Genomic DNA, 26,838 nt, shown 5'->3' with positions numbered 1-26,838 from the left:
GAGTTGCCTGCGTGTCACGACCACAGTCCTACCGGGTTCCACCCCGCGAAGAGGACAGAATCCCGGAACTGATCACGACATCACACAGGCCCTAGCCGCGGTACTGGCGCGGGCGCTGGCGAAACAGGCCGAGGACCGCTTCGCCGACGCGGAGGAAATGCGAGCCGCGCTGAGTGCGCCATCGGCGGTGCCGGCGGTGAGGACACCCTCCGCCCCTGACGGGGTCGTGGTTCCGGTGCCCGGGGATGGTGCGGCCTCCGACAGCGGCGCCGGACCGGCCCTGGAGCAGGGTCTGCCCTCGGGTGGGCCCGAGTCCCCGGTGCGGGCTGATGACGCATCCGTCGACGGCGGCGCCGGACCTGGCCGGTCCGGTGTCCGGAGTCCACCGGTCCGGGAAGGTGTCCGCCGTTCTGACGATCATCGGGCTCATCATCCTCATCGGCACCGTCTCCCTGACCGTGTGGGGCCTCGTCGACTCCGCAGGCAAGACTGCCAACCCGGACGCCACCATCCGCGACGCCGCCATCCCGGCAGGTGGCCTGTGGGTCGGGCTGCACCTCACGCTGAGCGGCCTCGGCATCCCGGATCGCTCGGTCGCACGGATCTCCGGGGTGACCTCCCTGGTCCTCTTCGGCCTGCTCCTGGCCTATCTCTGGTCGCTGGTTCCTTAAAAAAATCACCGGCGGCATGACGCAGTGTGATGATCTTCACCAGGCGTCATCACGCTGCCGGGCCATTGTCGATCTGGAGTTCGTTCACCCACTTCTGGGCCGCCGTGAGGCTGGGGGCTGTGCCGATTACTTGGTACGCGAAGCCGTCCCACTCCTCCAGGATGCGAGGCTCGTCGGGGCGGAGGTGGCTGGCGCCGCCGTGCAGGGGCCGGTGGCGCCGGTGGATGTCCATCGGCGGGCGGCGCCGCTTGTTGTACGCGGCGAGCGGGTTGTCGGCATCAACGCGGGGGACGGCACGGGAGGGCTGGTTGGGTGGTCCGGGGCGGCGATGCTTGGCCATGTGCTCGATGGTCTCAGGCCGCGACGGTCGTCGGACGCGCGGCGGCGAGATCCCTGGCACGCTTGCGTAGGTCGTCCACGGCGCTGGTCTTGTACGGGCCTGCGGCGTCCAAAAGCGTGTTGAGTCGGGAGGCCACGAGGGTGGAGTCGATGCGGGCCGCGTCATCGAGCGCCTTCTGGGCGGCCTCGGCCGCGCGTTCAGCCTCGCCTTCGTCGAAGAGGGCGGCGGCGAGCCCGATGCGGTCCATGACGCGTACCCGGTCGAAGCCGGGCTTGCGCAATGCGAGGGCGTCCTGGAAGTGGATGCTCGCGTACCGGCGGCCACGGCCGACTCCGGCGAGGTCACGGGCGGAGACCGCGCGAGCGCCGGCGTGCTCAGCGGCATCGAAGTAGCCCACCCATTCGGGGACGTCGTCGCCGAGACCGTCCGCGAGGAACCCTTCGGCGGCACCGAGGTGCCTGTCCGCCTGGCGCTCGTCGCCGAGGGCCGCGTGCACCCGCCCGGTCTGCGAGGCGACGAGCGCCCGGGTCACGGGCAACTTCGCCTTCGTCGCGGCAACGCCTTTGGTCAAGCTGGTCGGGTGGGGGGTCGGGGCGTCTGGAACGATGTGTCCGTGCGTGCTGATGATCAGGTTGGTGAGGGTGTCCCCGCGGAGCTCGCGGCGTTCCTGCGGGGTGCGGTCGAGGGCCGCCCGGTGAAGATCGCTCCTTCCGTTTGTGAGGGGTGCGGTGGTCGGGTGTTCTTCGTGTTGGTCAATGCGTCCGGAGCGGAGCGGGAGTGTTCGGGCTGCGGCAGCCGTGCGTTCATCGCGGATAGCGAGGAGTACTGGGACGAGGAGTCCTGGGAGGATGACGAACCTGGTGCGGCCGACTGCCCCTGTGGGAGCGAGGAGTTCGAGGCCGCGGTCGCGTTCTCACTCGGCGACGACGGATCGGTCCGCTGGGTGACCGTGGGCCTGCGGTGCACCAAGGACGGATTCTGCGGGATCTATGCCGACTGGAAGATCGACTACAGCCCCACGGATCACCTCTTGACCATGGTCTAGGTCTGTGGAGCGACGGCCCGGACCGGCTGTGGCTCGTAGAAGGTGCCGTCGCGGAGCATCGCGAAGAGGACATCTTCTCGGGGCCGGGCGAGGCAGAGCAGGGCTTGGGTTTGGTGCTTGCGCGCGGCGGCGCTGTCCCGGCTGAACCTCGCCGCAGCCACGGTGCCCGGCCCGCGTAGGGCGAGTGATGAAGCGCCGGCCGATGAACGATCGAGGTGGCGTGAGCCTGTCCGGTCCAGTACCAGGCAACTTCCCAAAAAGAGTTCTGCAAAAATACTTTTGGAAACCCTCTGAGAGTTCTAGCCTCCCGTCATGGTCAGCGAAGAACAGAGACGCGTCCTCGATCCTGAGCGGGACGCAGCAGCCCTGAAGGCCCTTACGCACCCCTTGCGTATCCGGCTGCTCGGGCTGCTGCGGCAGGACGGCCCAGCAACCGCGAGTGAGCTCGCCTCCAGGACTGGGGAGTCATCGGCTTCCACCAGCTATCACTTGCGGGTTCTGGCGAAGTACGCGTTCGTTGCCGAGGCCGAGCACCGCGACGGGCGGGAGCGCCGCTGGCGGGCGGTGCACTCCATTACCTCCTTCAACAACGAGGTAATGGAAGCCTCACCGGGCAGCCGCGCCTACGTCACCATGTCGCGCAGGGCTCAGATCGAGCACCTGGGGGCTTCTCTCGTCCGGCACGAGGCCGACATCGCCGACGGGCGGCTGGGGCAGGAGTGGGTGGAGCCGTCCGGGATCAGTGACCTGATGCCCCGCTTGACCCCCGAGTCCCTCACCGAACTCCGGGAGGTGATCGACCGGACCCTGAAGGAACTGACCACCCGTGATGCGGGGGATCCGCGAGCCGCGCAGGTCGTACTCCTCACCGCCGGGCTGCCTCTGGCACCGCACGGCCCCGGCGGGGAGCCGGACACCTCCGCCCCTGCGGGGACCGAGGCCGAGGACGCGTCATGACCAGGCCGCCTGACGTACGCACCGCACGCCGCCGCTATGTCACGGTCTGCGTGCTGTTCTGGCTGCCGCTGGGACTGACCATCGCTCCCCTGATCCTGCTGTTCACCGAGCGCGGCATGACCATGGCGGCCATCGCGGGTTTCTTCGCCGCGCACTCCCTCACCGCCGCAGCGCTGGAACTGCCCACCGGAGGACTGTCCGACGTCCTGGGACGCCGCGCTGTCCTGGCCGCCGCCGGCCTGCTGAACCTCGCCGCCTTGACCCTTCAGGGCCTGGGCACTACTCCCTGGATGCTCGGCCTGGGCATGGCCCTGATGGGCGCGGGCCGAGCCCTGTCCAGCGGACCGGCCGAAGCCTGGTACGTCGACACCGTCCACGCACACTCCGGCCCCGGTGCCGAACTGCGCACCGGCCTGGCCCGCGGCTCCTCCGCGACATCCGCCGCGCTCGCCGTGGGCACCCTGCTCGGCGGCGCCCTTCCCTGGCTGCTCGGACTCGGCCCCGACCTCGGAGCCCGGCTGAGCGAAGCAACCTCCGAGCTGGTACTGCCCCTCTCCGTCCCGCTGCTGCTGGGCGCCGCGGTCGAAATCGCCTTCGTGCTGTACGTCTTGACCGCTCTGCCCGAACCGCCCAGACCGGCAGCCACCCTGCGCAACGTACTCCGAGGCATCCCGACCACCGTCGCGGGCGGGCTCCGCCTGGGCGGAAGCGACGCGCTGGTCCGCCGGGTGCTCCTCAGTGCTGGGGCCGCCGGCAGCGCCTTGGCCGCGGTCGAACTGCTCACGCCGGGCCGTGCCGCGACCCTCACCGGTGCATCGGAGTCAGGGGCGGTGCTCTTCGCCGTACTCGCCTGCGCCGGATTCATCTGCTCCGGTGTCGGCAGCCACCTCGCACCTCTGACCGCCCGGCTCGCGGGCAGCGGCGAGCGCGCGGTCATGGTGAGCCTGGGCACCAGCGCGAGCGGCCTGCTTCTGCTCGGCGTCACCGCAGCGTCCACGGGAGTGGGCTCTCCAGTCCTCGCGGCTACCGGCTACGGTCTGGTCTACCTCGGGCTCGGCGCGGCGGGACCGAGTGAGAACGACATCCTGCACCGCCGTGTCACCCATGCGGGCCGGGCTACCGCGCTGTCCGTCCAGTCTCTTGCCCTGCAACTGGCGGGAGCTCTCACCGGCTTGATTGTTGGCGTCCTTCCGCCAGGCCCGCTGCCCTGGCTGCTAGGAGGCACCGCGATGCTGGCGGGAGCTCTCCTGTGGATTCACCGCAGCGGGCCCACACCCCCCACTCCGGCGGCAACACCTCAGCCGCACACCGTGTCACTCTCCCCGAGCGCCATCGGCTCCGACCGCCATCAGCCAGATGCCGGTCAGTAGCGCCGGGGCCGGCACCCCGAAGACCGCGGGTCTTCCCGCAGGGCTCCCGCGACCGCCTCACCTGGTGGACCAGCCGGCGTGCCCACCCCACCGCCGCTGCCGGAGCGGCCGCGCCAACACCCGCGGGGACCGGGACTCCCCTCCGCTCTAGGTAGCCCAGAGACAAGCGAGGCGCGGGGGTGGACGACAAGCTCTGTGGCTTGGACAGCAGTGGTGCAGAGCCCGAGACCTCGGCGGCCCCGGTGGGGCGAACACCCCCATGTGCGAGACACGCGTGAAGGTGCGCCGGGTGGCTGGTCTCCTTGGGCGGGGTGATGCGGTGCTTTACGGTCGGGGGACGGCTTGGTGATGAACAGCGGAGGGGTCGTGGCCACGTTACTGGGGCAGCAGGAGCTGGACGCGCGGGTTGAGTTCCGGGGTTTCGGGTTCCAGGAGTCGGACGACAGTCTGGTGCCGGTGCCGTTCCCGGACGACTTCCGGTGGGGGGTGTTCCTGCAGGAACACGTCCGGCGGTTCGACCTGTTCAGTCCCGGACACACCCATACCGCATCGGTCACGGTCCGCGTCTGGGACGGCCGGCCCGATGCGGGGGAGGGTGACTGGGAGGAGCAGGCGGAGATCGACTTCGAGTCGGTCACGGGTGACGTGGCGGTGTGGGGCTCGGGCCGTTCCGAGGACCTGATCCGGCTGGGGCGGGCCGGGATGTGGCGGGTGCGTGTGTGCTGTGCGGGACGGGCCGAGGCCGAGAGCGTGACGCGGGCCGAGGGCACCGCCTACGGGGTGGAGCGGTACAGAATCGATTTCTGGCCGAAGGCGCAGTGAGGGGCGGGCCCGCCTTGGACGGGCCCGCCCTTGCGCCTGTTCTGCGTCAGCTGATCTTCACGATGAAGCCGTCTTCGAGTCCGTCGATGATGCGGTTGTTGTTGTAGAAGCCGCGCAGCAGGGTCCCAGCCGCGCCGTTCTCGCCTCCGGGAACCGGCAGCACGGAGAAGTTGTTCTTCTCGACGTGCGGGTCGTACTCCTCGACCGCGGAGCCCTCGTAGGTGGAGGCGAAGGGGAACTCGTCACATTCCTTGCCGCCGTCGGTGTAGTTCGCACCCCAGTAGCGCTTGCACTCCCGCACCGCCACTGCCCGGTTCCGGTCGTGGCGCTTCGTATCGAGGAACAGGCGGTGCAGCGGCTCCTGGATCGTATCGCCGGGTACGTTCTTGAGCGCGTCGCGAACACCGACGCCGCCGGAAGGCGGGCGCCGACTCGCGCGCCATGCTGGTGCCGACGCTGGGTACTCGGCCCGTCCGCGCTGGCGGACGAAGGAGCCGCGGCAGGTCTCGTTCGCGCATTCGCGGACGGTGGCTTCCTCGGCCAGGTGGTTGTACAGCTGCAGGCAGGCGACTGCCGCGGCCTGGCGGCGGCGCTGCGCGCGGGCGTCCTCGATCGGGGCCGGGACGTCGTCCGGCACGGTCTCCGGTTCGCCGCCGATCCCGCCGATGAAGTCCGGGACGACCAGCACCCCGTGATCGGCGAGCGTCTGCTCCACAGCGGGGCTCAGCCCGTGGTTGGAGCCGACGACCACCACCGGACACGGCAGCACCCGGGCCTGCTGTTCGGTGATCGCGTTCTCGCCGGCCGCCAGGATCAGCACGTCGGCGGGCAGGTCGAGCAACGTCTCCCGGGGCAGTCGCAGCGCGCCCGGCACGATGGTGTCCACGGCGCGGGTCTGGTCGCTCTCCAGCATCCGGGCGATGTCGAGGCCGCGCGGGTCGACCACACAGGCGTGTGCGTCGGCGACGGCCGTGATCCGTACCCCGTGCTCCAGCAGCGAATAGGCGGCGGCCCGGCCCATGTTGCCGAAGCCCTGCAGGGAGCAGGTCAGGGTCGAGGGCTCGCGGCCCTGCCAGCGGGCGGTCGCCAGGGCGGCGTGCGCCAGGGCGTGGCCGGCCCGTGTGGCGGCCTGTCGGGCCGACGGAAGAAATCTCCCACCGGGAATTCGGCGGAAACAGATCCGGCCAGCTCAGGAAGCTGCACGGCCTCCGGCAGTTTCCTGCCAGCCCGGCGGCCCCCTGTGCGGCCCGTTGATAGAAAGATCGAGCCAGGCCGGTTCTGGCCGGCTCCACTACATCGCGTCATGAGGGGGAACAGTCGTGCAGACACGCGTACCGACGGCCGTGCCCGGACCCGCGCCGGCACCCGCGGCGACGTCCGTGCGGAATGCATCGCGGACACCGGAAGCGCGCACCGTCGTCAAGGTGGGTTCGTCCTCCCTGACGACCGCGTCCGGAGGCCTGGACGCCGAGCGGCTCGATGCTCTGGTCGACGCGCTCGCCGCCGCGCGGGCCCGCGGTGAGCTGCTCGTACTGGTCTCCTCCGGAGCCATCGCGGCCGGCCTGGCCCCGCTCGGTCTCACCGCCCGGCCCGAGGACCTGGCCCACCAGCAGGCCGCGGCCAGCGTCGGCCAGGGCTTGCTGATCGCGCGCTACACCGCCTCCTTCGCCCGCTACGGCATCCGGGTCGGCCAGGTGCTGCTCACCAACGACGACGTCACCCGCGACGCCCAGTACGGCAACGCCCGCCGCACGCTGGACGCCCTGCTGGCCCTGGGGGTCCTGCCGGTGGTCAACGAGAACGACACCGTCGCCACCGACGAGATCCGCTTCGGCGACAACGACCGGCTCGCGGGACTGGTCGCCGGACTGGTGCAGGCCGACCGCCTGGTGCTGCTCTCCGACGTCGACGGCGTCTACGACGCCGATCCGCGGCTGCCCGGCAGCCGGCGCATCGCCGACGTGCACTCCGGCCTCGAACTGGACGGCCTCGACCTCTCCTCGCCCGGAGCGGGGCTCGGCACGGGCGGCATGGCCACCAAGATCACCGCCGCCCTCACCGCGACCGAGGCGGGCATCACGGTCCGGGTGACCGCCGCGTCGCGGGCTGCCGAGGCACTGGCGGGGCGCCCGTGCGGCACCCTCTTCCACGCCCGTACCACCACCGCGGCGGCCACCAGCACCCACGCCGACACCCACGCCGAAGCCGACGCCGATTTGGCCGACGCGATCCCCGACGGACTTCTCGACGGACTCCTCGACATCGTCCGGGACGTCACCGGCCTCCCCGACCTCACTGCCGCCGACGATTTCCAGGACATCGGCGGAACGTCTCTCCAAGCCATGCGCGTCTGCACGCGCCTGCGCACCAGAACGGGAATTCCCTTTGCTCCGCAGAACCTTTTCGAAAGCCGCTCCCTGAAGGAATTCCTCACCACCGGCCCGGGCGTACGACATGCCGTCTGAGAAAGCGGACATGCGCGCCCCCGCCGACCGGCTCATCCACACCGCCGTCACCCGCCAGGCCCTGCTCCGGCCCGACGCCGCCGCCCTCGTCGAGGGCACCGGCCGGATCTCGTACCGCACCCTGGACCACGCCGCCGACACCTACGCCGCCGCCCTCCAGGACCTCGGCGTACGGCCCGGCGACCTGGTCCCGGTCGGTCTGCCGCGCGGCGCCCGCCTGATCGCGGTCCTGCTCGCCGTCCTCAAGTGCGGCGCCGGTTACGCCGCCCTCGACCCCGCCCAGCCCGCGTACCGGCTCCGGGAGACGCTCGGCAGGCTCGGTTCCACCGTCACCGTCACCCCGCAGCCGTCCGACGAGGAACCGGCGCCGCCCGGCCGCACCCGGTGGACCCCGCCGGAGGAAACCCTGGAGGACGCCGCCCGCCGCCGCGTCCGTGCCGTCAGCGCCGGGATCGAGGACACCTCCGTCGCCTCGGTCTTCTTCACCTCCGGCACCAGCGGCCCGCCCAAGGGGGTCCTCTCCCCGCACGCGGCCACGATGCGGCTGTTCTCGGAGGCACCGCTCGCCGGCCTCGGCCCCGGCCGCACCATGGCCCAGGCGGCGCCCGTGGCCTGGGACGCCTTCTCCCTCGAGGTGTGGGGGCCGCTCACCACCGGCGGGACCTGCGCCCTGGGCGCGCCCGACCAGCTGCTCCCGGACGATCTGCGCCGGCTGCGCGCCGAAACCGGGGTGGACACCCTCTGGCTGACCTCCGCCCTCTTCAACCTGTTCGTCGACGAGGACATCGACGCCTTCGACGGGCTGCGCACCGTGCTGACCGGCGGCGAGACCCTCTCCCCGCCGCACGTCCGCTCCTTCCTGCACCGCCACCCCGGCATCACCCTGGTCAACGGCTACGGCCCGGTGGAGAGCTGCGTGTTCGCCACCACCCACACCATCCGGCCGGAGGACTGCGACCTGCCGCACGGCATACCGATCGGCCGGCCCGTGCCCGGGACCGACGTGCACCTGGTCGCCGGGGAGATCTGGGTGACCGGAGACGGCCTGGCCCGCGGCTACCTCGCCGACCCGGCCGCCACACGCGCCTCCTTCACCACCCTCACCGTCGAGGGCCGGTCCCTGCGCGCCTACCGCACCGGCGACCGCGGCGCGTACGACAACGACGGCGTACTGCACTTCCTCGGCCGCCGCGACCGCCAGGTCAAGATCGCCGGCCACCGGCTGGAGCCCGCCGGCATCGAAACGGTGGCCCGCACCGTCCCCGGCATCCGGCACTGCCACGTCCTGCCCGTGCCCGGCCCCGGACCGGGCGCCGCCCCCGACCACCTGGCGCTCTTCTACACCTCCTGGTCGACAGACCTCACCGCGGCCGACATCCGCCGCTCCCTCGCCCGGTCCCTGCCCCGCTACAGCGTTCCCTCGGCCGTGTACCGCGTGCCGTACCTGCCGGTCACCGCGAACGGCAAGGTCGACCCCGCCGCACTCCTGTCCACCCTCACCGCCGCCCGGAGCACGTCATGACCAGCCCCTCCTCGTCCGCCCCGCACCCCATGACGTACGAGCAGGAATCGATCTGGCTCAACGACCAGCTCCACGACGGCTCCTCCCGCTACGTCGAGTCCTGGAACCACCGGCTGCGCGGCCCCCTCGACCACCAGGCCGTGGAGACCGCGCTCACCGGCATCGTCGAGCGCCACGCCACCCTGCGCTCCCGCCTCGCCCTCCTCGACGGACAGGCCGTCCAGTACGTGGAGGAGCCCTCCCCCGTCCACGTCGACAAGCGCACCGTCCTGCCCGGCGAGCTGGACGGGGCGCTGCGCGAGGCGGTCCGCCACCCCCTGGACCTGGCCCGTCCCCCGCTGCTGCGGGCCACCCTCCTCAACCTCGGCCCGGACGACGCGCTCCTCGCCGTCACCCTGCACCACGCCCTCATCGACGGCTGGTGCTTCCGCCTGCTGGACCTCGAGTTCAGCGCCCGCTACCGGGCCGCGCTGGCCGGTGAGAGCCCCGACCTGCCCCCGCTGGAGAAGAGCTTCACCGACTACGCGCGGGAACAGCGGTCCCGGCCCGCCGCCCACCACGAGGAACTGCTCGCGCACTGGGGGAAGGTCCTCGACGGCGCCCCCGCGCAGTCCACCGTGCCCGCCTCCCGCACCCGTCCGGACACCCCCGGGCACCAGGGCGGCCAGGTCCGCTTCCGGATCGGGGCCGCGTCGGGCCGCCGTATCAGGGAACTGGCCCGCCTCCACCGCACCAGCACCTTCTGCGTCCTCGCCGCGGCCCTGACCGCCCTGGTGGCACGCACCGCCGACCAGGACGACGCCGTCATCGGCACACCCGTGTCCCGCCGTGACGAGCCCGAGCTCGAACCGCTCATCGCCTGCCTCACCGACGTGCTGCCGCTGCGTCAGCACACCGATGCCGCCCGCCCCTTCACGGACCTGCTCCGCTCCACCAAGGACACCGTCTGGGACGCCGTCAACCACCGCGACATCCCCTTCGGGCACCTCGTCAGGGCCCTCGACACCGACCGCAGCCCGGCCCGGTTCCCCTTCTTCCAGGTGGTCCTGACCGTCGACGACGCCGGTGCGCCCGGCCTCGACCTCCCCGGGATCAGTTCCGAGCAGGTCCGGGCCCACCACGGCACCGCCAAGTTCGACCTGTTCTTCCACCTGGTGCCCCAGGACGGCGGCTACCTGGGCATGCTGACCTACGCCGAGGCCCTGTACGACGAGCGGCACGCGCAGCGCATCGCCGAGTGGTTCACCACCCTGCTCGACAGCGCGCTGGAGCGGCCCGACACCGCGCTGGGCGACCTGCGTCTGCTGTCCGACGCCGAACACACCCAGGTCACCGGCACCTTCGCCGAGGGGCCGGACACCGGCGCGCAGCCGCCCCTGGCCCACGAGGCGTTCACCCGCCAGGCCCGCCGCACCCCCTCCCGGGCGGCCGTCGTCGACGGCGCGCGGGAGATCGGCTACGCCGAGCTGGACGCCGCCGCCGACCGGCTCGCCCGCCGCCTCACCGCCCTGGGCGCCGGTCCCGGGCAGCGCGTCGCCGTCCGCCTGGACCGCGGCCCGGACGTCCCGCTGGCCGTGCTGGCCGTCCTCAAGAGCGGTGCCTGCTGCGTTCCGCTCGATCCTTCGCTGCCGGCCGGCCGGGCCGCCCTGGTGCTCGGCGACAGCGGCGCCGGCATCCTGCTCACCCGCCGTGACACCACCGGCCCGTGCCCGCCCGCCGACGGCGCCCACGTACTCCACCTGGACGAGCTCCCGCCCGGCGCGGAGCCGGAGCCGGAGTCCGAGCCGGCGGCCGTCGTCGCCCGTGCGGACGACCTCGCCTACGCCGTCTACACCTCGGGCTCGACCGGCACCCCCAAGGGCGTCGGCATGCCCCATCGCGGCCTCGCCAACCTCGTCGACTGGCAGCGCCGCCGCTCGGGGGCCGGCCGCTCGGGAGCCACCCGCACGCTCCAGTTCGCGCCGGTCGGCTTCGACGTCTTCTTCCAGGAGCTCTTCGCCACCTGGGCGGGCGGCGGCACGCTGGTGCTCGCCGGTGACGCCGTACGCAAGGACCCCGAGCAGCTCCTCGCCCTCGCGGCCGAGCGGCGGATCGACCGCATGTTCCTGCCGTTCGTCGCCCTCCAGCAGCTCGCCGAACACGCGGCCGCCGCCGGCGTCGGCTGCCCCGTCGCCGAGGTCGTCACCTCGGGCGAGCAGCTCCACGTCACCCCGGCCGTGCGCGCCTTCTTCTCCGGTACGGAGGCCGTCCTGGAGAACCAGTACGGCCCCTCGGAGACCCACGTGGTCACGGCGCACCGGCTGACCGGCGATCCCGCCGACTGGCCGGACCTGCCCCCGATCGGCCGCCCCGTGCAGAACGCCCGCGTCGAGATCCTGGATCGCGGCGGGCGGCCCGTACCGCGGGGCGTGGTGGGCGAGATCTGCGTCGGTGGCGTGCCCGTGGCCGAGGGCTACCTGGGCCGCCCCGAGGAGACCGCGCGCCGGTTCCGCCCCGACCCCCGTATCCCGGGCGGGCGCCTCTACCGCACCGGCGACCTGGGCCGGTTCGGCCCGGACGGCCTCATCGAGTTCGTCGGCCGCAACGACGACCAGGTCAAGATCCGCGGCCATCGGGTGGAGCCGGGCGAGGTGGAGTCCGCGCTGCGTGCGGTGGCGGGCGTCGCGCAGGCCGCGGTCACCGTGGTCGCCGGGCCCACCGGGGCCCGCCTGCACGCCCACTTCGTGCCCGCCTCCGGCGCGCCAGGCCTCACCCCGGCCGCGGTCCGCGCCGCGCTGGCCGCCGTGCTGCCCGCCTACTGCGTGCCCTCCCGGGCCGTGGCCCACGCCGACTTCCCCCGTACCGCCACCGGCAAGCTCGACCGCCTGGCGCTCGACCGTACGCCGGTGGAGCCCGAGGCGGACGAGGCGGACGCGCCGTTGGACTCGGCACACCTGCGGACCGTGGCCCTCGCCTGGCAGGAGGTCCTCGGACGCCGCCCCGCGCACGCCGAGGAGAACTTCTTCGACGCGGGAGGCGACTCGCTGCTGGCCGTACGCCTGGTCCTCGCGCTCCGCACCGCCACCGGGATCCCCCTCCCGCCGCACTCCGTCTTCGGCTCACCCACCCCGGCGGCGCTCGCCGAGCGGCTCGGCGGGTCGGGCGCGGCCGATGACACCCCTGACCTCGCCGCCGACGCGGTCCTGCCCCCGGACATCACTCCCGCCGCGACCACCGAGGCGTACGTCGCCGACCCCCGCCACCTGCTCCTCACGGGCGCCACCGGCTTTCTCGGCGTCCACCTCCTGTACGAACTCCTCACCCGGACCGGGGCGCTGATGCACTGCCTGGTCCGCGCCGCCGACGAGAGCGCCGCGCACGACCGGGTGGTCACCGCCCTGCGCTCCCACCGGCTGTGGCAGCCGGGCATGGCCGACCGCATCCGGGCGGTCCCCGCGGACCTGGCCGTACCGGGCCTGGGCCTGGCCCCCGGCCGCTTCGACGAACTGGCCCGCACCGCCGACGCCGTCTATCACTGCGGGGCGGCCGTCAACCTGGCCCACTCCTACGCGCAGTTGAAGGCCGCCAACGTCGACGCCACCGCCGAGCTGCTGCGTCTCGCGGCACGGCACCGGACCGTCGCCCTGCACCACATCTCCACCGTGGGCGTACTGGCCACGCCGCCCGGCGGCGACCCGCTCGTCCACCCCGACGCCCCGCTGCCCGGCCCGGACCTGCTCCGGCACGGTTACGCCCAGAGCAAGTGGGTGGCCGAGAAGCTCCTCGAGCAGGCCGCCGAACGCGGGCTGCCGGTGACCGTCCACCGCCCCACGCGGATCGCCGCCGACACCACCACCGGTATCTGCCAGCCCTCCGACTACTTCTGGCTGCTGCTCAAGGCCTGCATCGAGGCCGGGATGGCCCCCACCGTGGACGATCCCGTATTCGACCTGGTCCCCGTCGACCACGTCCGCTCCGTCGTGGTGGCCCTCTCCCGGCGCCCCGACAGCCTCGGCCGTACCTTCCACATCGCCGCCGACCGCCGCCTGCGCCTGAGCACCGCCGTGAAGTGGCTCCGCGCGCTGGGCCACCCGATCGCCGACTCCGACGCCGCCGCCTGGACCGCCCACATCGAGACCCACCGATTCCCCACCGGTCTGGCCCTGCTGAGCACCGTCCGCAGCGGCGCCGACGAAACCGCGCTCCGCTACGACACCACCCCCACCCGCACCCTCCTGCCGCAGGCCACCCCGCCCCCGCTCACCCCCGACCTCTTCGCCGCCTCGGTGCACCACTTCACCCGCTCGGGCTTCCTGCCGCACCCCGGACCCGAGGCCGGCCGATGACCGGGGCCTCGAGCGCCTCGCCCGGTCTAGCGCCCGAAAGTCCCGCAACGGGGCGCAGCACACACGCTGCGCCCCTCCAGCGGCGGGGGAGTGGCACCCCTGCCGCGCCGTCTGAACACCCGGAGAAGGGAATCTCATTACCTACGTGGACGAGACGGAAAGTCAGACCGTCAGCACCCTGACCCTGTCGGCCCGTATCTCGGAGTCGGGCCGCATCACGCCCCTGCCGGAGACGATTCGTTCCGTGCGCTGGACGGACCTGTGGGCCCGTTCGGGGCAGTCCCTGGAGCGGATCGTGCAGCTGCGTGTGAAGGCATGGGTGGATCCGTTGTTGAAGGCCGCCGAGACCAAGGCCATGCCGTCCGATTCGGCGCACCTGTGGAAGTCGGAGGAGCACTGGCGGGCCGTGACGATCCGGGAGACCCGCCGCAGGGCGACAGACCAGGCCCACGCGCGGGTGACCGGCGAGCTGTGCCGCGAAGCGCTCGCGGCGATCGATGCCGAGGGACCCGGCTTCTGGCCCATCCGGTAGGAGGAGTCCGCGAAGGTGTTTCTCGTGCAGGGAGAATGGACCGTCACGGTGTCCGTCAGCGGGAGCGACCACGCAGCCGTCAGAGCGGCTTACGCCGCCGACCTGTCCGCCAGGATCGCCGACATCGTCGCGGACCCTCAGAACCGCATCCCGCGCCCCAAGAAGACCCGGCCCGCCCCCGCCTCGACCGACACCCCAGCCAAGGTCCGCAAGGCCTGGAGGCGAGACCGCCTGAAAGGGACGGCACCCAAGGCCGCCAACGGCGCCTGCGCCCCCGAAGCTGGGTCACATGGCAGAACCCGGAATCAGGCCGCACCATCAATGGAATCGTCACGAAATGGATCCCGGGACAGAACCACGACAGCCGCAAGCGGAGTGTCATCCCATCAGACGGAAGCGATCCGATCGTGATGCAACTGGATTCAGCGGCGAACCCCTCGAAAGGCCCTTGGAGGGTGTCCTACGGGGAAGGCCCTGTTCTCGTATAGCTACGGCAAACGGACATGTAGCGCAGGGTGATGCTCGCGGCTGAGCCGGGCGCGAGGGCCAGTGTCAGTTTCCGGAGTCGGCTGCATGGATGACGGCCCTGTACTCCCGAAGCTGCCACGAAGTGACAAGTAGCTTTCAGTAGTCGATCTGACGTGCTGCTGTCAGGGTCTCAGCGTTTTGCCCCTGGTCAACCGGGTTAGCGGGCTGTGATCGCACGACGGGCGGCATCCCAGACCGCCTCGAATTCTTGCGCAGTCAGTTGATCGGGTTCGTGCCCCTCCCACTGTGAGACCGGGAGCCCAGCGGTAACCCCGAACATTTTTTCGTACTCGGCCAGACTCCCTGCCTGCTGGGCACGCTGCCATTCGTCCAGGGACGCAGCCGCGATCGGGGTCAGCTCGGAACCCTGGAGCTCGACCTGTCGGGTCACCCAGCCGCCGGCGTCGACCTCGAAGTAGAACCAGATGGCTTCCTCGTCCCAGAAGCACTGCATCCACGTCGTCACCGGTCGGCCTGCCTCTGTGACAGGGCAATGCGGCGCCGTACGAGATCGACATCCATGATCTTCACGGTGAGAGCGTCGCCGACCTCGATGACGTCCTGTGGCGATTGATCCAGTTCGTCGGTGTGCACGAGCCCCTCGAAGCCGTCCTCTCGGTCTTCGATGCGGACGAAGACACCGAACGGCACGATCTTGGTGACCGGCCCTGTGACCACCTGGCCGATCCTCTGCGCTACCTGCGGCCATGGGTCTTCCTGCACTGCTCGAAGCGACAGCGGCACTCGCTCCCTGACCATGTCGACGTCGAGGACCTCAGCTGTCACCTCCTGGCCGACGCTGACGACGTCGGACGGGTGATTGATCGGACGCCAGGACAGCTCCGGAATGTTGATCATCGCGGTGAAGCCGCCGATGTCCACGAAGGTGACGCCGAAACTGGCGATGGTCGTCACCGTGCCGGTGACGACCTGGCCGCGCCGCAGGGTCTTCAGGAACGCCCAGTCCCGGTCGCTGGGTGTCGGCTCGGTCTGCCAGCGCGCGCGGAGTACCCCGTCGCTGTCGGGCAGTACAGCGGTGAACAGCGGGAGATCTTCACCGGCGTACATGGATACGACGCCGGCAGCACTCGCGCTGGCAAGCTGGGAGGTCACGTCCTCGAACTGGGTCTCGTCCACGACTGTGCTGGTGATCTGCCCGTCTTCCTTCTCCCAGATGATCTCCATTAGCCCTTCGTCGGGCAGGGCGGCCACGGCCGTGTCGACGTCGGTGAGCAGGTCCGGCCAGGCGGACAACTGTGCGCGTGGGGTCAGCTGGGAGCGCACGGTCTTGATGTTGTCGCGGCTCAGGCGGTGCCATCGGGAGGCGTTGAGGGCGAAGGTCTCCTCCAGGAACGTGGCGCGGTGGGCGCTGACGGTCCAGCCAAGGCGGGCCCAGAAGTCGGCGTCGGCAGGGCGCTGCACGTATGCGGGGTCGTCGAGGGCGAAGTCGTACGGCGATGCGTCCAGGCGTTGCGTGAACAGGCCGAGTGCTCGGGTGCGGGTCAGCGCGGCTTCGCAGGGCCGGCTGCTGCTGACGTAGAGGTACTGGTCCCAGCCGACGTGCACTGTGAACTCTCCCTCCGCTTCCAGGCGGCACCAGGCGCCGTTGTCGCGGAGCATCGCTCGGACGAGTTCCAAGCCGACACCGATCGGCACCAGTGCCCCGTCGTGGAACCCGGCGGGGCCGGCGGGGAAGAGGCCGGCCAGGCCGTAGCCGTCGACCGGTGGCTCCAGGCCGAAGTGGGCGAAGCCTCCGAGCTGCGGCTCGCGGATGGCCAGCTGGTCGACGCCGGTGTCCTCGGCGAAGGCGGTGACGGCCTGCAGGTAGGCGGCTTCGAACGGCCCGTGGTCGCTGGTCGCGGGCTCAGCGCCGACGTAGTGGCCGTGCTGGTCGCGGTCGGCGGGGTCGTACTTGGTGACCCGGTAGACGTAGGGCAGCACGTCACTGCCCGCCGGAGGTCGACGGCGCGGGTGCGTTCTGGTGGCGTTCAAGGACGCGGTAGACGGTGGCGCGGCTGACGGAGAAGAGCTCGGCGAGGTCGGCGATGGTGTGCTCGCCGGACTGGTGTTGCTGGACCAGGTGGGTCTGCTGGCGGGCGGTGAGTTTGGGCTGCTTCCCCTTGAGCTTGCCCTTGGCCCGCGCCACCGCCATGCCCTCGCGGGTGCGCATGCGCAGGAGGTCGACCTCGAACTCGGAGAAGGTGGCCAGGATGTTGAAGAACATCTTGCCCATCGGGTCGGCGGGGTCGTAGAGGGTGCCGCCGAGCGAGAGCTTGACGCCACGGGCGGTAAGGGAGTCGCCGATGTCGCGGGCGTCGGGTACCGAGCGTGCGAGGCGATCAAGCTTGGGGACGACGAGGGTGTCGCCGGCGCGCACCGCCGCGAGGGCCTGGGCCAGGCCGGGCCGGTCGCGATTGGTTCCGGTCAGCCCGTGGTCCAGGTAGATCCGGTCCTCCGGGACGTCCAGGCTGAGCAGGATCTCGTGCTGGGCGGTGAGGTCCTGCTTGTCCAGACTGCATCTCGCGTAGCCGACGCGTTCGCTCATGCCCGGAGCGTACGGTAAGCCCCCGCTGACCGTACAGATCACCGGACACCCTAAATGAGACGCCGTCAGCGCAGATCAACCTCTCCCGTCGGTCAAGATCATCACTGTTCGTTGGGGGTTCCTCTAACGTACACCGACGGAAGTGTGCCCAGCAGGCGTCAGGACCCAGGCAGGTTGATGAAGTACCCCTTGGTGGAGTCCCCGCGCATGGAGCGCGCCAGCTCGGAGACGCGCTTTGCCTGGGCGGCGGAGAGGCGCCGGGCTTCCCACAGCAGAACCGCAGCGTCCACCGCTTCCGGGGCCGGAGGCGGCGGCACCGGCGGTGGCACCTCACGCAGATGGATGCCCGTGAGCGCGGCCAGTTCTCGGGCGTTGACCCCCAGCAGGGCTGCGAAGTCCGTCACTAAGCGGGGCGTCAACTCCTTGCGACCGTCGCCGATCACCCCGTAGGTGGCCGCCGACAGGTATGTGGGCGTCACCACCGCCAGGAGCTGCGCCATGCCCATCCAGCTCAGATTGCGGTATTGGAGCATGCGGATGACCCAACCGCCCGGACCGGCATGGGATGCGAGCCGCTTCGCGGCGAAGACGGAAGGTCGTTCCTCCTGCGGCAGTGAGCGGATGAGCTGCAGGAGTTCACGCCGCTCGGCAGAGGAAAGGTGCACCGCATCCATCACGATGTCCGGTGCCCACCGCTCGGCCGCGGCGTCCAACGGCGCCATATCGTCCGGGACCGCCAGCCCCGCAAGGATGAACAGATCGACGGCATGGAAACCCACGGCAGGCGCGATCCGCCGGAGCCGCCCCTCGCTAGGGGCTTCCCCCGCGAGCACCGCTCGGACCTCGTTTGCCGTCAATCCGGCGCGACTGGCCAGCTCCTGCACACTGAGCCCTCTGTTGTCCAGCAACCACGCCAGCATCACGCCGAAACCGGGGTGCCCCGTCGTGCCCGCAGCCTCACTCATCTGCTGATTGAACAGGTACGGAACTGAAGGGATCAAGGCGTCATCGCGTCCGAGGTTCGCGTGGAGTGGTCCTGCGGGGTGCGCTGCTGCGGGAGGAGCGGGCCAAGGGGCAGGTGGCGGTTCATGTCCAGCTCGAACCTGCCGTAGGGGTTCACGTGCGTCCAGAAAAGCGGGGACAGGCCGCGCCGGTCTGCTTGGGTGAGCTTGTCCGCCCACTTCGGCTCGGCCAGGACCTCTTGGACCAGGAGCGTGTTGACGTGGACCAGGGCCGACTGGAGGAGGTGGAGGGCGAGCATCGAGATCTCCTGGCCCTCTTTGTCCTTGCCGGTCAGTTCGCCGTCCTTGCCGTAGAACAGGTAGTGGTTCGCGCTGTTCCAGTTCTCGACCACCTGCAGGCCCTCGCCGATCTCCCGCCGAAGGCCGGCGTCGGCGAGGTAGTCGCAGATGAAGGCCGTGCGCACGGCCCGCCCCAGCTCCTCGATGGCCCGGTAGGTGGGGTGCTTGGGGCCTCCGCGGGTGAACCGGCGCAGCACCTGTTCGGCCTCTGCTGTGCCCAGGCGCAGGGCGGTGGTGTATTTGACGATCTGGTCGTACTGCTGGCGGATCAGTTCCCAGTCAATCGTCTTGGTGGACAGCACCGGACCAAGCTGCGGCCACTGGTCGTCCTCGCCCGCAGCGGGGCGGTATAGCCGGGCCGATCCGACGTTCTTCAGCCTGGGGAGCAGGTTGAAGCCGAGCATGTGCGCGAACGCGAACCCGACGATGGAGGCGCCGTGGGTATCGGTCAGCCTTTTCCAACCTGACCGTGGGGCCGTGGTGTTGGCAGTGCGGGCTGTACGGAACGACGAAGCTCCTGGTAGATGGGTTCTCGACCAAGAGTGAAGGGCTGGCGCCTACTGCGGAAACTCCGCTGCAGCACGAACCGGATCACCGACATCGTGAAGGCAGTCCTCGTCCTTCACCACGCCTCAACATGAGGTTGGAAAAGGCTCAGTGAGCCGGGCCCGGTCTACTTCGACGTGGGCAGCGGGTCGCACGTGCCGTCCTCGACCGAGTGGCATGCCTACGACGGTCGGTTCGGCCGACCCCGGGCCGCGGCCCTCCGGGGCAGCTGTTCCTGCGGCTGGCGGGGGATGGCCGAGTGGGCTTCGTTGATCTCCAGGAGCAGCGTTTCTCGATGGGTTCCGGAGTCAGTTGTGATCACCCGGTTCGTGAATGTCGAGCAGAAGTGACGGCGTTGTCGTAGGCCGGCGAGAAAAAGGGGAGGCGGGAGCCAACAGCCGTTGGCAGGATGTCCGCGCTCAACACCTGATGAGAAAGGACCCGACGGCCATGGCTCGTGCCATCACTTTGATCCGCTCCACATCCCTGTCCGACGTTGCCGAGTACGCCTACGCGGCCACGGCGCCCGCCGAGTCACGCTTGATCTTCCTCGCCGGGGCGTGTCCCCTGAACGACGACGGCTCCACGGCAGCGATCGGGGACTACGCAGGCCAGGCAGTGAAAGCCATGGAGAACATGCAGGCTGCTCTCACTGCCTCGGGTGCGTCACCCCAGGACGTCATCAGTACAAGGGTTCTCGTCGCATCCGCCCGTCGGGAGCATCTGGTGGCCGCTTGGGAGGTAGTCCGGGACTCGTTCGCTGACCATGCTGTGCCCAGCACCTTGATGGGTGTCACTGTGCTTGGCTATAAGGATCAACTCGTCGAGATCGAGGCCGTCGCCGCCGTGCTCGATTCTTGAGTGGCTCTGGGCGGGGTGCCTCCCGAACCCGTCGACAACGAAACCTCGGCGCTGCAGGTGCCTCCCGCAGCCGCGAACAACTGCTGTCGTGAGTCGGTTCTGGCACACATTCCGTGAACGATCTTGCTGGCTCTCCGTCAGCAGGGCGGTGCGCACCACGTGAGCTGCGCGGATTCGATGTTACGGGAGGCTGGTGGCCCCCAAGCCAAGATCGTTCACGGAATGTATGCCAGAACCCGCAACTCGTGAACAAAGCCAGCCGTCAACACCGCAGGGGCCGACTGGACCCGTTACGGTCCGGCGGCCCCTGCGCTGGTGCCCCTGCTGCCGTGGGCCTGAGGTGATCTGGCCACACGCCTAGGTGGAGAAGACGAGTAGGGCGTTCGCATTCAAATCGAGTTCTGCCTGTCCTGGGTGCAGGGGTGCTGAGCTGTCGGTGGTGTAGGTGTGGGGCAGGGTGAGCTGGGGGCTGTCCCGGATGAGTGTGGGTGCTGGGGCGGTGGCGAAGAGGTAGAGCGCGTCGCTGCCGGGCTCAGTGACCAGATGAGGTCCGGGAGCGGGTGAGTACGCGATCGCGTGGATCGCGCTGTCCGCTGCCAGGGGCGTGCGGAACAGGCGGCGCAGCTGCTCGAACTTCGTCGAGCTGATCACACTGGAGTTGGCGTCCGGGTCAGCCGGTTCCCCGGGGGCGGGGCCGGCGTCCGGCAGTTTGGCCCCGGCCAGCATCAGGGTGAGGAGCACGGGCACAGCCTTGCGGGCCAAAGCCCGGGTCGCGGCCGGGAGGCGGCCGGCACTGCTGTAGGGCAGGGACAGGGCAAGGCTGCCTGCCTCGGTGCCGATGGTGATGGGGACGGCCGAGCAGACTGTGTGCGCGGAGTACTCGCGCAGGTCGTAGACGGGGTCGTCAGGGGTGATCCGGTCGAGGCGCTCGAAGAGCGCGCGGGGGTTGGTGATGGTCCGGCGGGTCAGCCGGGCGGCTTTGTGCCGGGTGAAGTGGTCGGTGCGGGAGTCGTGGTCGAGCTGGGTCAGCAGGCATTTCCCGACAGCGCTCGCGTGGGCGGCCGACCGGAAGTCCACCCACTCGTTGACGGCTGGGGTGACCGGTCCGTCTGCCATTTGCGTGATGTGGACCTCGCCGTCGATATAGCGGCTGAGGTAGACGGCAGCTCCGACACTGTCCCGGGCGAGCGCGAGGGTGTGCTGCAGCTGGAGGCCGGTACCGCCGGGCGAGGACAGCCGGTCCAGCGCCGGGCCGGGCACGTAGATGCTTCCGTCGGCGATGGTCTTGGCGAACTCCTCCGAGACCAGCATGGCCAGCACCTTCAGCAAACGCGGAGAGATCGGTCGGCAACGCTCGTTTGTCGCGCTTGCGCCGCTGGTCGCTGATACGGCTCTTGAGGATGCTCCACGCGTAGCCGGGCAGGTTCTCCATGCCCAGCATCCGCTGCCAGTTGTTCATGATCTCATCGAAGGTTTTGTCGGCGGCGTCTTCCGCATCGGCGTCAGATCCCAGTTGCTTGTAGGCAAAGTGCAGGAACGGCTTGTACCGGTCGTCGTGGAACCCCCAGAACGACCTCTCATCGGCAGTGCTCCAGCCGGCCAGGGCGGGATGCTGCGCTGAGGCATCGGAGGGATGCTCCGAATCACCGGTGTCCAACGGCTCTTCATAGGTCACTGCTCCACCTCGAGGTGGAAGTCGTCTGGCGCCGCGGCGGGGTGCCGGGCGGCACCCGTCATACCGGCGATGCCGACCCGTACGCCCGCGGCGAGGAGCCGTCGGCAGCAGCGGACTGTGTCGGGTCCGAACACCCGGACGGCCAGTGCGATCTGGAGGACCATCGCTACAGCAGAAAGCCGCACGTGTCCCACCCCTTCGTCGTTGGAAGACGCCGTCCCCCTCCCCCCACGGCGTCAGATGCGCCCGCCTCCACTCATATAGCGATCCGGAGGGCCCCATTCGTGCATGACAAAAACGATCAATTGCGAAACGGTATACGGAAGAAACAGGACCTGAACGGGACAGCCCAGCCAGCCGGCCATCGAGGCGCCGACGCCCCTGAAAGTGGCGGCCGCCGCAGGCCGTGACACCGGGCAGGCCCGCGGTGAAGTCGCCGAGGCGCTGGAACGGAAGCGACTCCGCGATGTCGGACGGGATGGGGTGTGCCCTGGTCAGGGGTGGAGGTAGCTCCTGAGGTAGGTGCGGGCCGCGGCCTCGCTTGTGCCGAGCGCGGTCGCCACCCGCTCGATCGGAACCTCCCCGGCGAGGAGCTCTTCCGCCGCGTCCTGGCCGGCCTGGGCGATGACGTAGCGAAGGTCGGTCAGGGCCTTCAGCCCGACCAGTGGATTTTCGACGGCCAGGCCATCGAGCCGGCGGACGAGTTCGGTGAGGAGCTCGGTGAGATCCGCGGGCAGTGGTACGGCCGCATCCCGGATCACCGACAGGTGCGCCTCGTAGTCCGCGACCGGCCCGGACAGGTCAACGTCCGCTTCGTACAGCGGCTTGTCTTCCGGCAGGGTGGTCCAGTCGAGCGGATACTCGGCCATCCCCCGCCAGCCGCAGGCGCAGCTGCCCCGCAAGACTGCGGCCTGGGGCCGGCCGAACCGGCCGTCGTAGGCATGCCACTCCCGCGACGACGGCACGTCCGACCCGCTACCCACGTCGAAGTAGACCGGGCCCGGCTCACTGCCATCGGCCAGCAGCACTCCCACCGACCCCTCGTGCGCGGCCCCCAATGCCTGCAACACCCTGTCCACGACGATCAACCCCTCCCCGGCGGAGCGCGAACGGGCCGGCCGAGTGGCCGGTCCGCGAAGTCCAGGCTGCCCCGACCGAGCCGCCCACGCACCGCGATCCACCGAAAGCGGTACTTACTGACCTGAGCTCGTCAGAGCGCTGGTGGGTCGTGGAGAGTCAGGCCGGTGCCGGGTATGAAGCCGTCGAGGGTGTGGGGCCTGTACTGGAGGCGTTTGAGCCTGTTGCGGACGAGTGCTTCGAGGCGGTCGAGGGCCATGACTGCGAGGTTGGCGAGGCTGCGCTTGACCTGCGCCCATACCCACTCGACTGGGTTGAGGTCAGGTGAGTATGCGGGCAGCAGGAACACCGTCAGTCACGCCCGCTGGGCGACGAGTTCTCGCATCCTGCGGGAGACGTGGGTGTTCAGGCGGTCCCAGACCAGCACGGTCGGCGCCCTGACCAGCTGATGGACGCCATCGATCAACGCGATGAAGTCCCGCTCGCCCATGCTGCTGACGACGTGGGACTGCGAGCTGGGCGCCGTCTCCGCCTGGCCCTGGGAACCTGAGCCCATCACCATCTTCCTGTTCCATCCCGGCTGGCCCGCGATCAGGGAAGACCGCCGTTGGGGTTTTGGTGTGGACATCGACCTTGTCCACGAGAACAGCGCGAAGCAGAACGTTCTTGCGGCCACCGAGTTCCGGGTTTCTGGAGTCCGGGTTACCGAAGTCCGGATCCGCGCTGTACACCGGGTTCACCGTTCAAGCCGTACGAACGGTGAACCGTGACGGGGGTGCCCCCGCAAGCACGCCGTGTTCAGCGTGCGTCTCTCTTGACGTACGACCACGCTCCGAGGGCTGCCATCACGGTGGTGAAACCGATGAATACTGCGGTTCCTGTGCCGGTTGACAGGTCGCTCCCGACGAAAGCTTCAACGAGGGCGCGGTCTGCCTCGGGCAGGGTGTCGACGCGCGCCGCCATTGCTGCCCGGCCGGCGCCGAAGGGAAGCCGGCCCGCGAGGGCTTCCAAGCCGGGTGCGAGGCGCAGCAGGACGCCTGCGATTCGTTCGCCGAGCAGTGGCCACAGGACCAACAGGAGTGCGGCCGAGACACGGCTGCGGACCAGGGCGACGACGGATGCCGCGATCACTGGCCAGCAGGTCATGAAGATCGTGTAGCCGAGGAGTCCGGGAAGAGTCTGCGCCCAGTTCGGTTGTGCTTTTCCGCTCACCGCCAGGGCAATCGTTGCGGATGAGGCGACCAGTACCGTTCCACCCAGTGCGCTCAGTGCTCCCAGTGCCCCGCCGAGCGTGATTTTGGCCGCGAACGCGGTGCGGCGGCTGGCCAGGGTGAGCCATGTCGTACGGGCTGTTCCACGTGAGAACTCTGTGGCGACCGGGCCCGTTGCCAGAGGCAGCAGGAGGAGGGCGCTGAGCGGTATCTGCATGGAGATGGCGTCCATCTGGAACGCGGTCGTCATCGACCAGGAGGACGGGGCCGTACCTGGGTCCAGGCCGATGGGCGAGGTCAGGCCGGCGACCAGGCTCAGGGCCGCGACGGCGCCCAGGAGGATCCAGGTGGAACGAAGGGCGGAGACGTGGCGCCATTCGTAGCGCAATGCGCGCCGCAGTGCGGTGGCACGGGTGGCCTGTATGACGGTTGTGTCCAAGGCTGGCGTCGTCGGGCTCATGAGATGCGGAACTCCTCTTCGGCCACCGACAGGTAGTAGTCCTCCAGGGAGGGTGCGCGTTCGTCGAGCCAGTGCAGGGGGATGCCTCGTTCGGCGGCGAGGTCGCCGATCTGGAACCGGTTGATGCCGAGGATCTTGGCTCTGCCCTCGCCCAGGAACTGGAGCGTGCCGCCCAGGAGTTTTACAGGCTCTGTGAGTTCGTCGACGCGCGGGCTCTGAACGGTGACCTCGGTACCGGGACGGGCCAGGTCGTCGATCGAGGTTTCCGCCGCGACGCGTCCTCGGGCGAGGACCACGACGCGGTCGGCGAGCTGTTGCATCTCGGCGAGCAGGTGGCTGGAGACGAGTACCGCCTTGCCGTCGTCCGCGAGCTGCCTGAGCGTGTCGCGTAACCAGCGGATGGAGTGGGGGTCGAGTCCGTTGGCCGGTTCGTCGAGGAAGAACACGGCCGGATCGCCCAACAGCGCCTGCGCGATCCCGGCGCGCTGCGCCATACCCAACGACAGCGCCTCGAGGCGCTTGTCCGCGGTGCCGGTGAGGCCCACCTTCTCGATGACTTCCCGCACACGGCTGTCCGGCACTCCCGCGCCGGCCGCGACCATGCGCAGATGTGCGGTGAGGGTGTGCCCGGGATGCCCTGCGACACCTCCCATGACTGCGCCGACGACCTTGGCCGGGTTTCGCCACTGTGACAGGGGACGCCCGAAGTACCTTGTGCTTCCCCGGCCGGCTGTCAGCCCGAGCATCAGGCGCAGCGTGGTCGTCTTCCCAGCGCCGTTCGCCCCGAGCAAGCCGGTCACCGCCCTTGCCGGCACGTTCAGGTGGACGTCGTCGACGATCCGCTTGCCTCTGTGCTGCCACGTCAGGCCTTCGGCGCGCACAGCGTCCGGCCGGCCGGTGTCCGGTGCGGTGGGGCCGGGCCGGTCAGGCATGGTTGAGCCAGAACAGGAGGCCGAAGACGACGAGCACGACCAGTGCGAAGACCCCTCCGACACCCGGCCTGTCCCTGCGGGCCACACAGACGGCCAGTGCCGCGAGCGGTGGCAGCCAGCCCGCGAAGTAGAGCATCCAGCCGACACGGACCGCTGCGTCCGAACGCACAACGACGAAGGCGATGAAGGCCGCGGCGACGAACAGCGCCGAAGACGCCCACAGATTGCGCACGACTGTCTCACGGGTCAGGGCCACGCGTTCACCTTTCAAAAGGGGCAAGCCCGGCCCGCCTGGTGGGGGACACCCACCAGACGGGCCGGGATGGATCAGCCGGTATAGTTGTTCAGGATGTATTCAACGAGCTCCTGCACCGCGACCCCCGGCAGGGCCTGGATGACCCACTTCACCGGGTTCCAGCTCGACAGGCCGTTGACCCACTCCATGAAGGCGGCGGAGCCGTTCCTGGCCGCCTCCCACGCCTTCTGCGCCAGGCCGGCCCTCTTGATGGCCTCCCACGCGGCCTTGACCGCCTTGCCTACGCCGGCCTCCGACGCCTCACCGTTCGAGGGGCCACCCACGGCCGGAACCGTGGTCACGCCGGCAGTGGACAGCGACGAAGAGCCCGTCGACTGCTGGACATCGGCAGTCTGAACCACCGCGACGCTCCGGACCGGCGCCGCGGCAGCGCTCGCCGCAGGCGCGGCTATTCCGAAAGCAACAGCGGCGAGCGCCGAGACACCGGCGGCGCGCAGAGTAGTGCGCTTCACGTACACTCCTAGGTGCGTAGCCGGGGAAGAAGACATGCAGAAGCACGGGCGATGGTTCCAAGCAAAACCCGCGCCTCGCGGTCTTCTTCCCCGTTTGATTTCCCCGAATACCGACCCGGTTGGTCTGGCCGGGGCGTGCTCAAGGAACGTATCCCGCAGCTCCGTGCTTGATCAATCGACGAGCAGCGAACAAGTCATGGGCAACACGCCGCGGAACCCTTTGCGTTGTGCAAGCTGACGCTCACTCAAGCATGCGCCTGCCGGGTCCAGCAGATCCAGCTGGCCCACGCTGTCTGCGGTATCGGCCAGCCTGTCGCAAACAATCCGGCAATTCCTCCAGGGCCGACGGCCGGAACCAATAATTCGCCCCTGCTTCGATTGAAATCGAAACTGTTTTTGCGGGCGGGAGATCGAAGCTCATGCCTGGATATTGAATGGAATGGCGAGAAGCAGTGGCCTGGTGACGTGATTCATTCTCTGCGTGACTGAAACGGTGCGGATCAGTGCTTCCGTCGAGCGGTCGGTGACGTGTTCGGCGACCGCGTCCACGCCGACCGAGCGGGTACCTGGTCGACCGGGTGCACGAGTAGCGCATTGCTATGGGGGCAGACTACGCGCGCCGTAGCGATACGCAGTGGACGAGGAGCAACAACCTGCCCGCGCACGTCATCGCGAAGATCGGCGACCTTCGTGTCATCTCCGGCTATCGAGCCCTGGAGTTCTGGGTCTGTGACCTGCGGGCGGTCTGCCCGTGTCCGGACGGGGTCCGCCGGTGCGGCAAGCCGCACGTTGAGGCTGCTCCTTTGGAGTGGACACCCTGACAATGGATCTTGATGGTCCAGGGAGGGATGCCCAGGTGGGACGCAAGTCTCCGTATCCGGAGGA

At 69.8% G+C, this 26,838-nt stretch carries 25 protein-coding genes and 3 pseudogenes; 11 read left to right on the top strand and 17 right to left on the bottom strand.

Annotated features, from left to right (window positions below; translation table 11 throughout):
- Positions 1-329 precede the first annotated feature (329 nt).
- Entirely contained in the window at positions 330-671 is a 342-nt protein-coding gene (locus ACGFYQ_RS40845) for a hypothetical protein (protein WP_393752265.1), read from the top strand.
- A gap of 49 nt (positions 672-720) precedes the next feature.
- Here ACGFYQ_RS40845 and ACGFYQ_RS40840 read toward each other — a convergent pair whose 3' ends face one another.
- Together ACGFYQ_RS40840 and ACGFYQ_RS40835 are read right to left on the bottom strand one after the other, a co-directional pair.
- Entirely contained in the window at positions 721-1,011 is a 291-nt protein-coding gene (locus ACGFYQ_RS40840) for a DUF6087 family protein (protein ID WP_393752263.1), read from the bottom strand.
- A 13-nt stretch (positions 1,012-1,024) separates the two neighbouring features.
- Entirely contained in the window at positions 1,025-1,582 is a 558-nt protein-coding gene (locus tag ACGFYQ_RS40835; RefSeq protein ID WP_393752261.1) for a hypothetical protein, read from the bottom strand.
- A 174-nt stretch (positions 1,583-1,756) separates the two neighbouring features.
- Here ACGFYQ_RS40835 and ACGFYQ_RS40830 point away from each other — a divergent pair, with 174 nt between their 5' ends.
- The 4 genes from ACGFYQ_RS40830 (at position 1,757) to ACGFYQ_RS40815 (ending at position 5,205) form a co-directional block, all read left to right on the top strand.
- Positions 1,757-2,056, top strand: a complete 300-nt coding sequence (locus ACGFYQ_RS40830) for a hypothetical protein (protein WP_393752259.1) — start codon at positions 1,757-1,759, stop codon at positions 2,054-2,056.
- A gap of 312 nt (positions 2,057-2,368) precedes the next feature.
- Positions 2,369-3,013: an ArsR/SmtB family transcription factor gene (locus ACGFYQ_RS40825; protein WP_393752257.1), complete on the top strand. Its 645-nt coding sequence runs from the start codon at positions 2,369-2,371 to the stop codon at positions 3,011-3,013.
- Positions 3,010-4,383 (top strand): MFS transporter, encoded by a 1,374-nt coding sequence (locus ACGFYQ_RS40820; protein WP_393752255.1) that lies wholly within the window; start codon positions 3,010-3,012, stop codon positions 4,381-4,383. The genes ACGFYQ_RS40825 and ACGFYQ_RS40820 overlap by 4 nt, the downstream gene beginning before the upstream one ends.
- Before the next feature lie 366 nt (positions 4,384-4,749).
- Positions 4,750-5,205, top strand: coding sequence for a hypothetical protein (locus ACGFYQ_RS40815; RefSeq protein WP_393752253.1), 456 nt, complete (start codon positions 4,750-4,752; stop codon positions 5,203-5,205).
- Between the two features lie 46 nt (positions 5,206-5,251).
- Here the strand turns inward: ACGFYQ_RS40815 and ACGFYQ_RS40810 are convergent, their stop codons facing one another.
- Positions 5,252-6,370, bottom strand: a complete 1,119-nt coding sequence (locus ACGFYQ_RS40810) for a NucA/NucB deoxyribonuclease domain-containing protein (RefSeq protein ID WP_393752269.1) — start codon at positions 6,368-6,370, stop codon at positions 5,252-5,254.
- A gap of 214 nt (positions 6,371-6,584) precedes the next feature.
- Between ACGFYQ_RS40810 and proB the strand changes: the two genes are divergently transcribed.
- The 4 genes from proB (at position 6,585) to ACGFYQ_RS40790 (ending at position 14,049) form a co-directional block, all read left to right on the top strand.
- A complete protein-coding gene (proB, locus tag ACGFYQ_RS40805; protein ID WP_393752251.1) occupies positions 6,585-7,670 on the top strand; it encodes a glutamate 5-kinase in 1,086 nt (361 codons plus the stop codon).
- Positions 7,660-9,192, top strand: a complete 1,533-nt coding sequence (locus tag ACGFYQ_RS40800; protein WP_393752249.1) for an AMP-binding protein — start codon at positions 7,660-7,662, stop codon at positions 9,190-9,192. The genes proB and ACGFYQ_RS40800 overlap by 11 nt, the downstream gene beginning before the upstream one ends.
- Positions 9,189-13,517, top strand: a complete 4,329-nt coding sequence (locus ACGFYQ_RS40795; RefSeq protein ID WP_393752247.1) for an amino acid adenylation domain-containing protein — start codon at positions 9,189-9,191, stop codon at positions 13,515-13,517. The genes ACGFYQ_RS40800 and ACGFYQ_RS40795 overlap by 4 nt, the downstream gene beginning before the upstream one ends.
- 145 nt (positions 13,518-13,662) lie before the next feature.
- Positions 13,663-14,049, top strand: coding sequence for a hypothetical protein (locus ACGFYQ_RS40790; protein ID WP_393752245.1), 387 nt, complete (start codon positions 13,663-13,665; stop codon positions 14,047-14,049).
- 685 nt (positions 14,050-14,734) lie between these two features.
- Here ACGFYQ_RS40790 and ACGFYQ_RS40785 read toward each other — a convergent pair.
- From ACGFYQ_RS40785 to ACGFYQ_RS40765, 5 genes are all read right to left on the bottom strand, one after another.
- Positions 14,735-15,043: a hypothetical protein gene (locus ACGFYQ_RS40785; RefSeq protein ID WP_393752243.1), complete on the bottom strand. Its 309-nt coding sequence runs from the start codon at positions 15,041-15,043 to the stop codon at positions 14,735-14,737.
- The gene (locus ACGFYQ_RS40780; RefSeq protein WP_393752241.1) at positions 15,040-16,569 is read right to left on the bottom strand and encodes a S1 RNA-binding domain-containing protein; all 1,530 of its coding nucleotides are present in this window, start codon (positions 16,567-16,569) and stop codon (positions 15,040-15,042) included. The genes ACGFYQ_RS40785 and ACGFYQ_RS40780 overlap by 4 nt, the downstream gene beginning before the upstream one ends.
- Positions 16,520-17,122, bottom strand: coding sequence for a recombinase family protein (locus ACGFYQ_RS40775; protein ID WP_393752240.1), 603 nt, complete (start codon positions 17,120-17,122; stop codon positions 16,520-16,522). Before ACGFYQ_RS40775 ends, ACGFYQ_RS40780 begins: the two co-directional genes overlap by 50 nt.
- Positions 17,123-17,280: 158 nt before the next feature.
- A complete protein-coding gene (locus tag ACGFYQ_RS40770) occupies positions 17,281-18,087 on the bottom strand; it encodes a multiprotein-bridging factor 1 family protein (protein ID WP_393752238.1) in 807 nt (268 codons plus the stop codon).
- 32 nt (positions 18,088-18,119) lie between these two features.
- Positions 18,120-18,875, bottom strand: a complete 756-nt coding sequence (locus ACGFYQ_RS40765) for a Tn3 family transposase (protein ID WP_393752267.1) — start codon at positions 18,873-18,875, stop codon at positions 18,120-18,122.
- Between the two features lie 90 nt (positions 18,876-18,965).
- Between ACGFYQ_RS40765 and ACGFYQ_RS40760 the strand changes: the two are divergent.
- Both ACGFYQ_RS40760 and ACGFYQ_RS40755 read left to right on the top strand, forming a co-directional pair.
- Positions 18,966-19,064, top strand: a pseudogene (locus tag ACGFYQ_RS40760) (IS5/IS1182 family transposase); the annotation flags it as partial.
- A gap of 355 nt (positions 19,065-19,419) precedes the next feature.
- A complete protein-coding gene (locus ACGFYQ_RS40755; RefSeq protein WP_393752236.1) occupies positions 19,420-19,830 on the top strand; it encodes a RidA family protein in 411 nt (136 codons plus the stop codon).
- Positions 19,831-20,187: 357 nt separating this feature from the next.
- Here ACGFYQ_RS40755 and ACGFYQ_RS40750 read toward each other — a convergent pair whose 3' ends face one another.
- The 9 genes and pseudogenes from ACGFYQ_RS40750 to ACGFYQ_RS40710 all read right to left on the bottom strand — a co-directional run bounded on the left by ACGFYQ_RS40750 (position 20,188) and on the right by ACGFYQ_RS40710 (position 25,953).
- The gene (locus ACGFYQ_RS40750; protein ID WP_393752234.1) at positions 20,188-21,141 is read right to left on the bottom strand and encodes an IclR family transcriptional regulator C-terminal domain-containing protein; all 954 of its coding nucleotides are present in this window, start codon (positions 21,139-21,141) and stop codon (positions 20,188-20,190) included.
- A 106-nt stretch (positions 21,142-21,247) separates the two neighbouring features.
- Positions 21,248-21,505: pseudogene (locus tag ACGFYQ_RS40745) on the bottom strand (sigma-70 family RNA polymerase sigma factor); the annotation flags it as partial.
- Positions 21,502-21,690, bottom strand: a complete 189-nt coding sequence (locus ACGFYQ_RS40740) for a hypothetical protein (protein ID WP_393752232.1) — start codon at positions 21,688-21,690, stop codon at positions 21,502-21,504. The pseudogene ACGFYQ_RS40745 and the gene ACGFYQ_RS40740, both read right to left, overlap by 4 nt.
- Before the next feature lie 309 nt (positions 21,691-21,999).
- Positions 22,000-22,593 carry a hypothetical protein gene (locus tag ACGFYQ_RS40735; protein ID WP_393752230.1) on the bottom strand — a complete coding sequence of 198 codons (594 nt, stop codon included), beginning with the start codon at positions 22,591-22,593 and terminating at the stop codon, positions 22,000-22,002.
- 122 nt (positions 22,594-22,715) lie between these two features.
- Positions 22,716-23,075: pseudogene (locus ACGFYQ_RS40730) on the bottom strand (transposase); the annotation flags it as partial.
- 305 nt (positions 23,076-23,380) lie between these two features.
- Positions 23,381-24,253 (bottom strand): hypothetical protein, encoded by an 873-nt coding sequence (locus tag ACGFYQ_RS40725; protein WP_393752228.1) that lies wholly within the window; start codon positions 24,251-24,253, stop codon positions 23,381-23,383.
- Entirely contained in the window at positions 24,250-25,134 is an 885-nt protein-coding gene (locus tag ACGFYQ_RS40720) for an ABC transporter ATP-binding protein (RefSeq protein ID WP_393752226.1), read from the bottom strand. Before ACGFYQ_RS40720 ends, ACGFYQ_RS40725 begins: the two co-directional genes overlap by 4 nt.
- Positions 25,135-25,177: 43 nt before the next feature.
- Positions 25,178-25,441: a hypothetical protein gene (locus ACGFYQ_RS40715; RefSeq protein WP_393752224.1), complete on the bottom strand. Its 264-nt coding sequence runs from the start codon at positions 25,439-25,441 to the stop codon at positions 25,178-25,180.
- Positions 25,442-25,512: 71 nt separating this feature from the next.
- Positions 25,513-25,953, bottom strand: a complete 441-nt coding sequence (locus ACGFYQ_RS40710; protein WP_393752222.1) for a hypothetical protein — start codon at positions 25,951-25,953, stop codon at positions 25,513-25,515.
- Positions 25,954-26,838: the final 885 nt, after the last annotated feature.

Source organism: Streptomyces sp. NPDC048258, from assembly GCF_043201995.1.
GTDB lineage: Bacteria > Actinomycetota > Actinomycetes > Streptomycetales > Streptomycetaceae > Streptomyces.
The sequence above is the reverse complement of the archived record's forward strand: the minus strand, read 5'-3'. Positions and strand labels throughout refer to the sequence as shown.

What these genes read in the sequence shown, in the direction of transcription:
- ACGFYQ_RS40845 (WP_393752265.1), top strand. Translation starts at nt 330, where the DNA reads ATGACGCATCCGTCGACGGCGGCGCCGGACCTGGCCGGTCCGGTGTCC.
- ACGFYQ_RS40840 (WP_393752263.1), bottom strand. Translation starts at nt 1,011, where the DNA reads ATGGCCAAGCATCGCCGCCCCGGACCACCCAACCAGCCCTCCCGTGCC.
- ACGFYQ_RS40825 (WP_393752257.1), top strand. Translation starts at nt 2,369, where the DNA reads ATGGTCAGCGAAGAACAGAGACGCGTCCTCGATCCTGAGCGGGACGCA.
- ACGFYQ_RS40820 (WP_393752255.1), top strand. Translation starts at nt 3,010, where the DNA reads ATGACCAGGCCGCCTGACGTACGCACCGCACGCCGCCGCTATGTCACG.
- ACGFYQ_RS40800 (WP_393752249.1), top strand. Translation starts at nt 7,660, where the DNA reads ATGCCGTCTGAGAAAGCGGACATGCGCGCCCCCGCCGACCGGCTCATC.
- ACGFYQ_RS40795 (WP_393752247.1), top strand. Translation starts at nt 9,189, where the DNA reads ATGACCAGCCCCTCCTCGTCCGCCCCGCACCCCATGACGTACGAGCAG.
- ACGFYQ_RS40775 (WP_393752240.1), bottom strand. Translation starts at nt 17,122, where the DNA reads ATGAGCGAACGCGTCGGCTACGCGAGATGCAGTCTGGACAAGCAGGAC.
- ACGFYQ_RS40770 (WP_393752238.1), bottom strand. Translation starts at nt 18,087, where the DNA reads ATGAGTGAGGCTGCGGGCACGACGGGGCACCCCGGTTTCGGCGTGATG.
- ACGFYQ_RS40755 (WP_393752236.1), top strand. Translation starts at nt 19,420, where the DNA reads ATGGCTCGTGCCATCACTTTGATCCGCTCCACATCCCTGTCCGACGTT.
- ACGFYQ_RS40750 (WP_393752234.1), bottom strand. Translation starts at nt 21,141, where the DNA reads ATGCTGGTCTCGGAGGAGTTCGCCAAGACCATCGCCGACGGAAGCATC.
- ACGFYQ_RS40725 (WP_393752228.1), bottom strand. Translation starts at nt 24,253, where the DNA reads ATGAGCCCGACGACGCCAGCCTTGGACACAACCGTCATACAGGCCACC.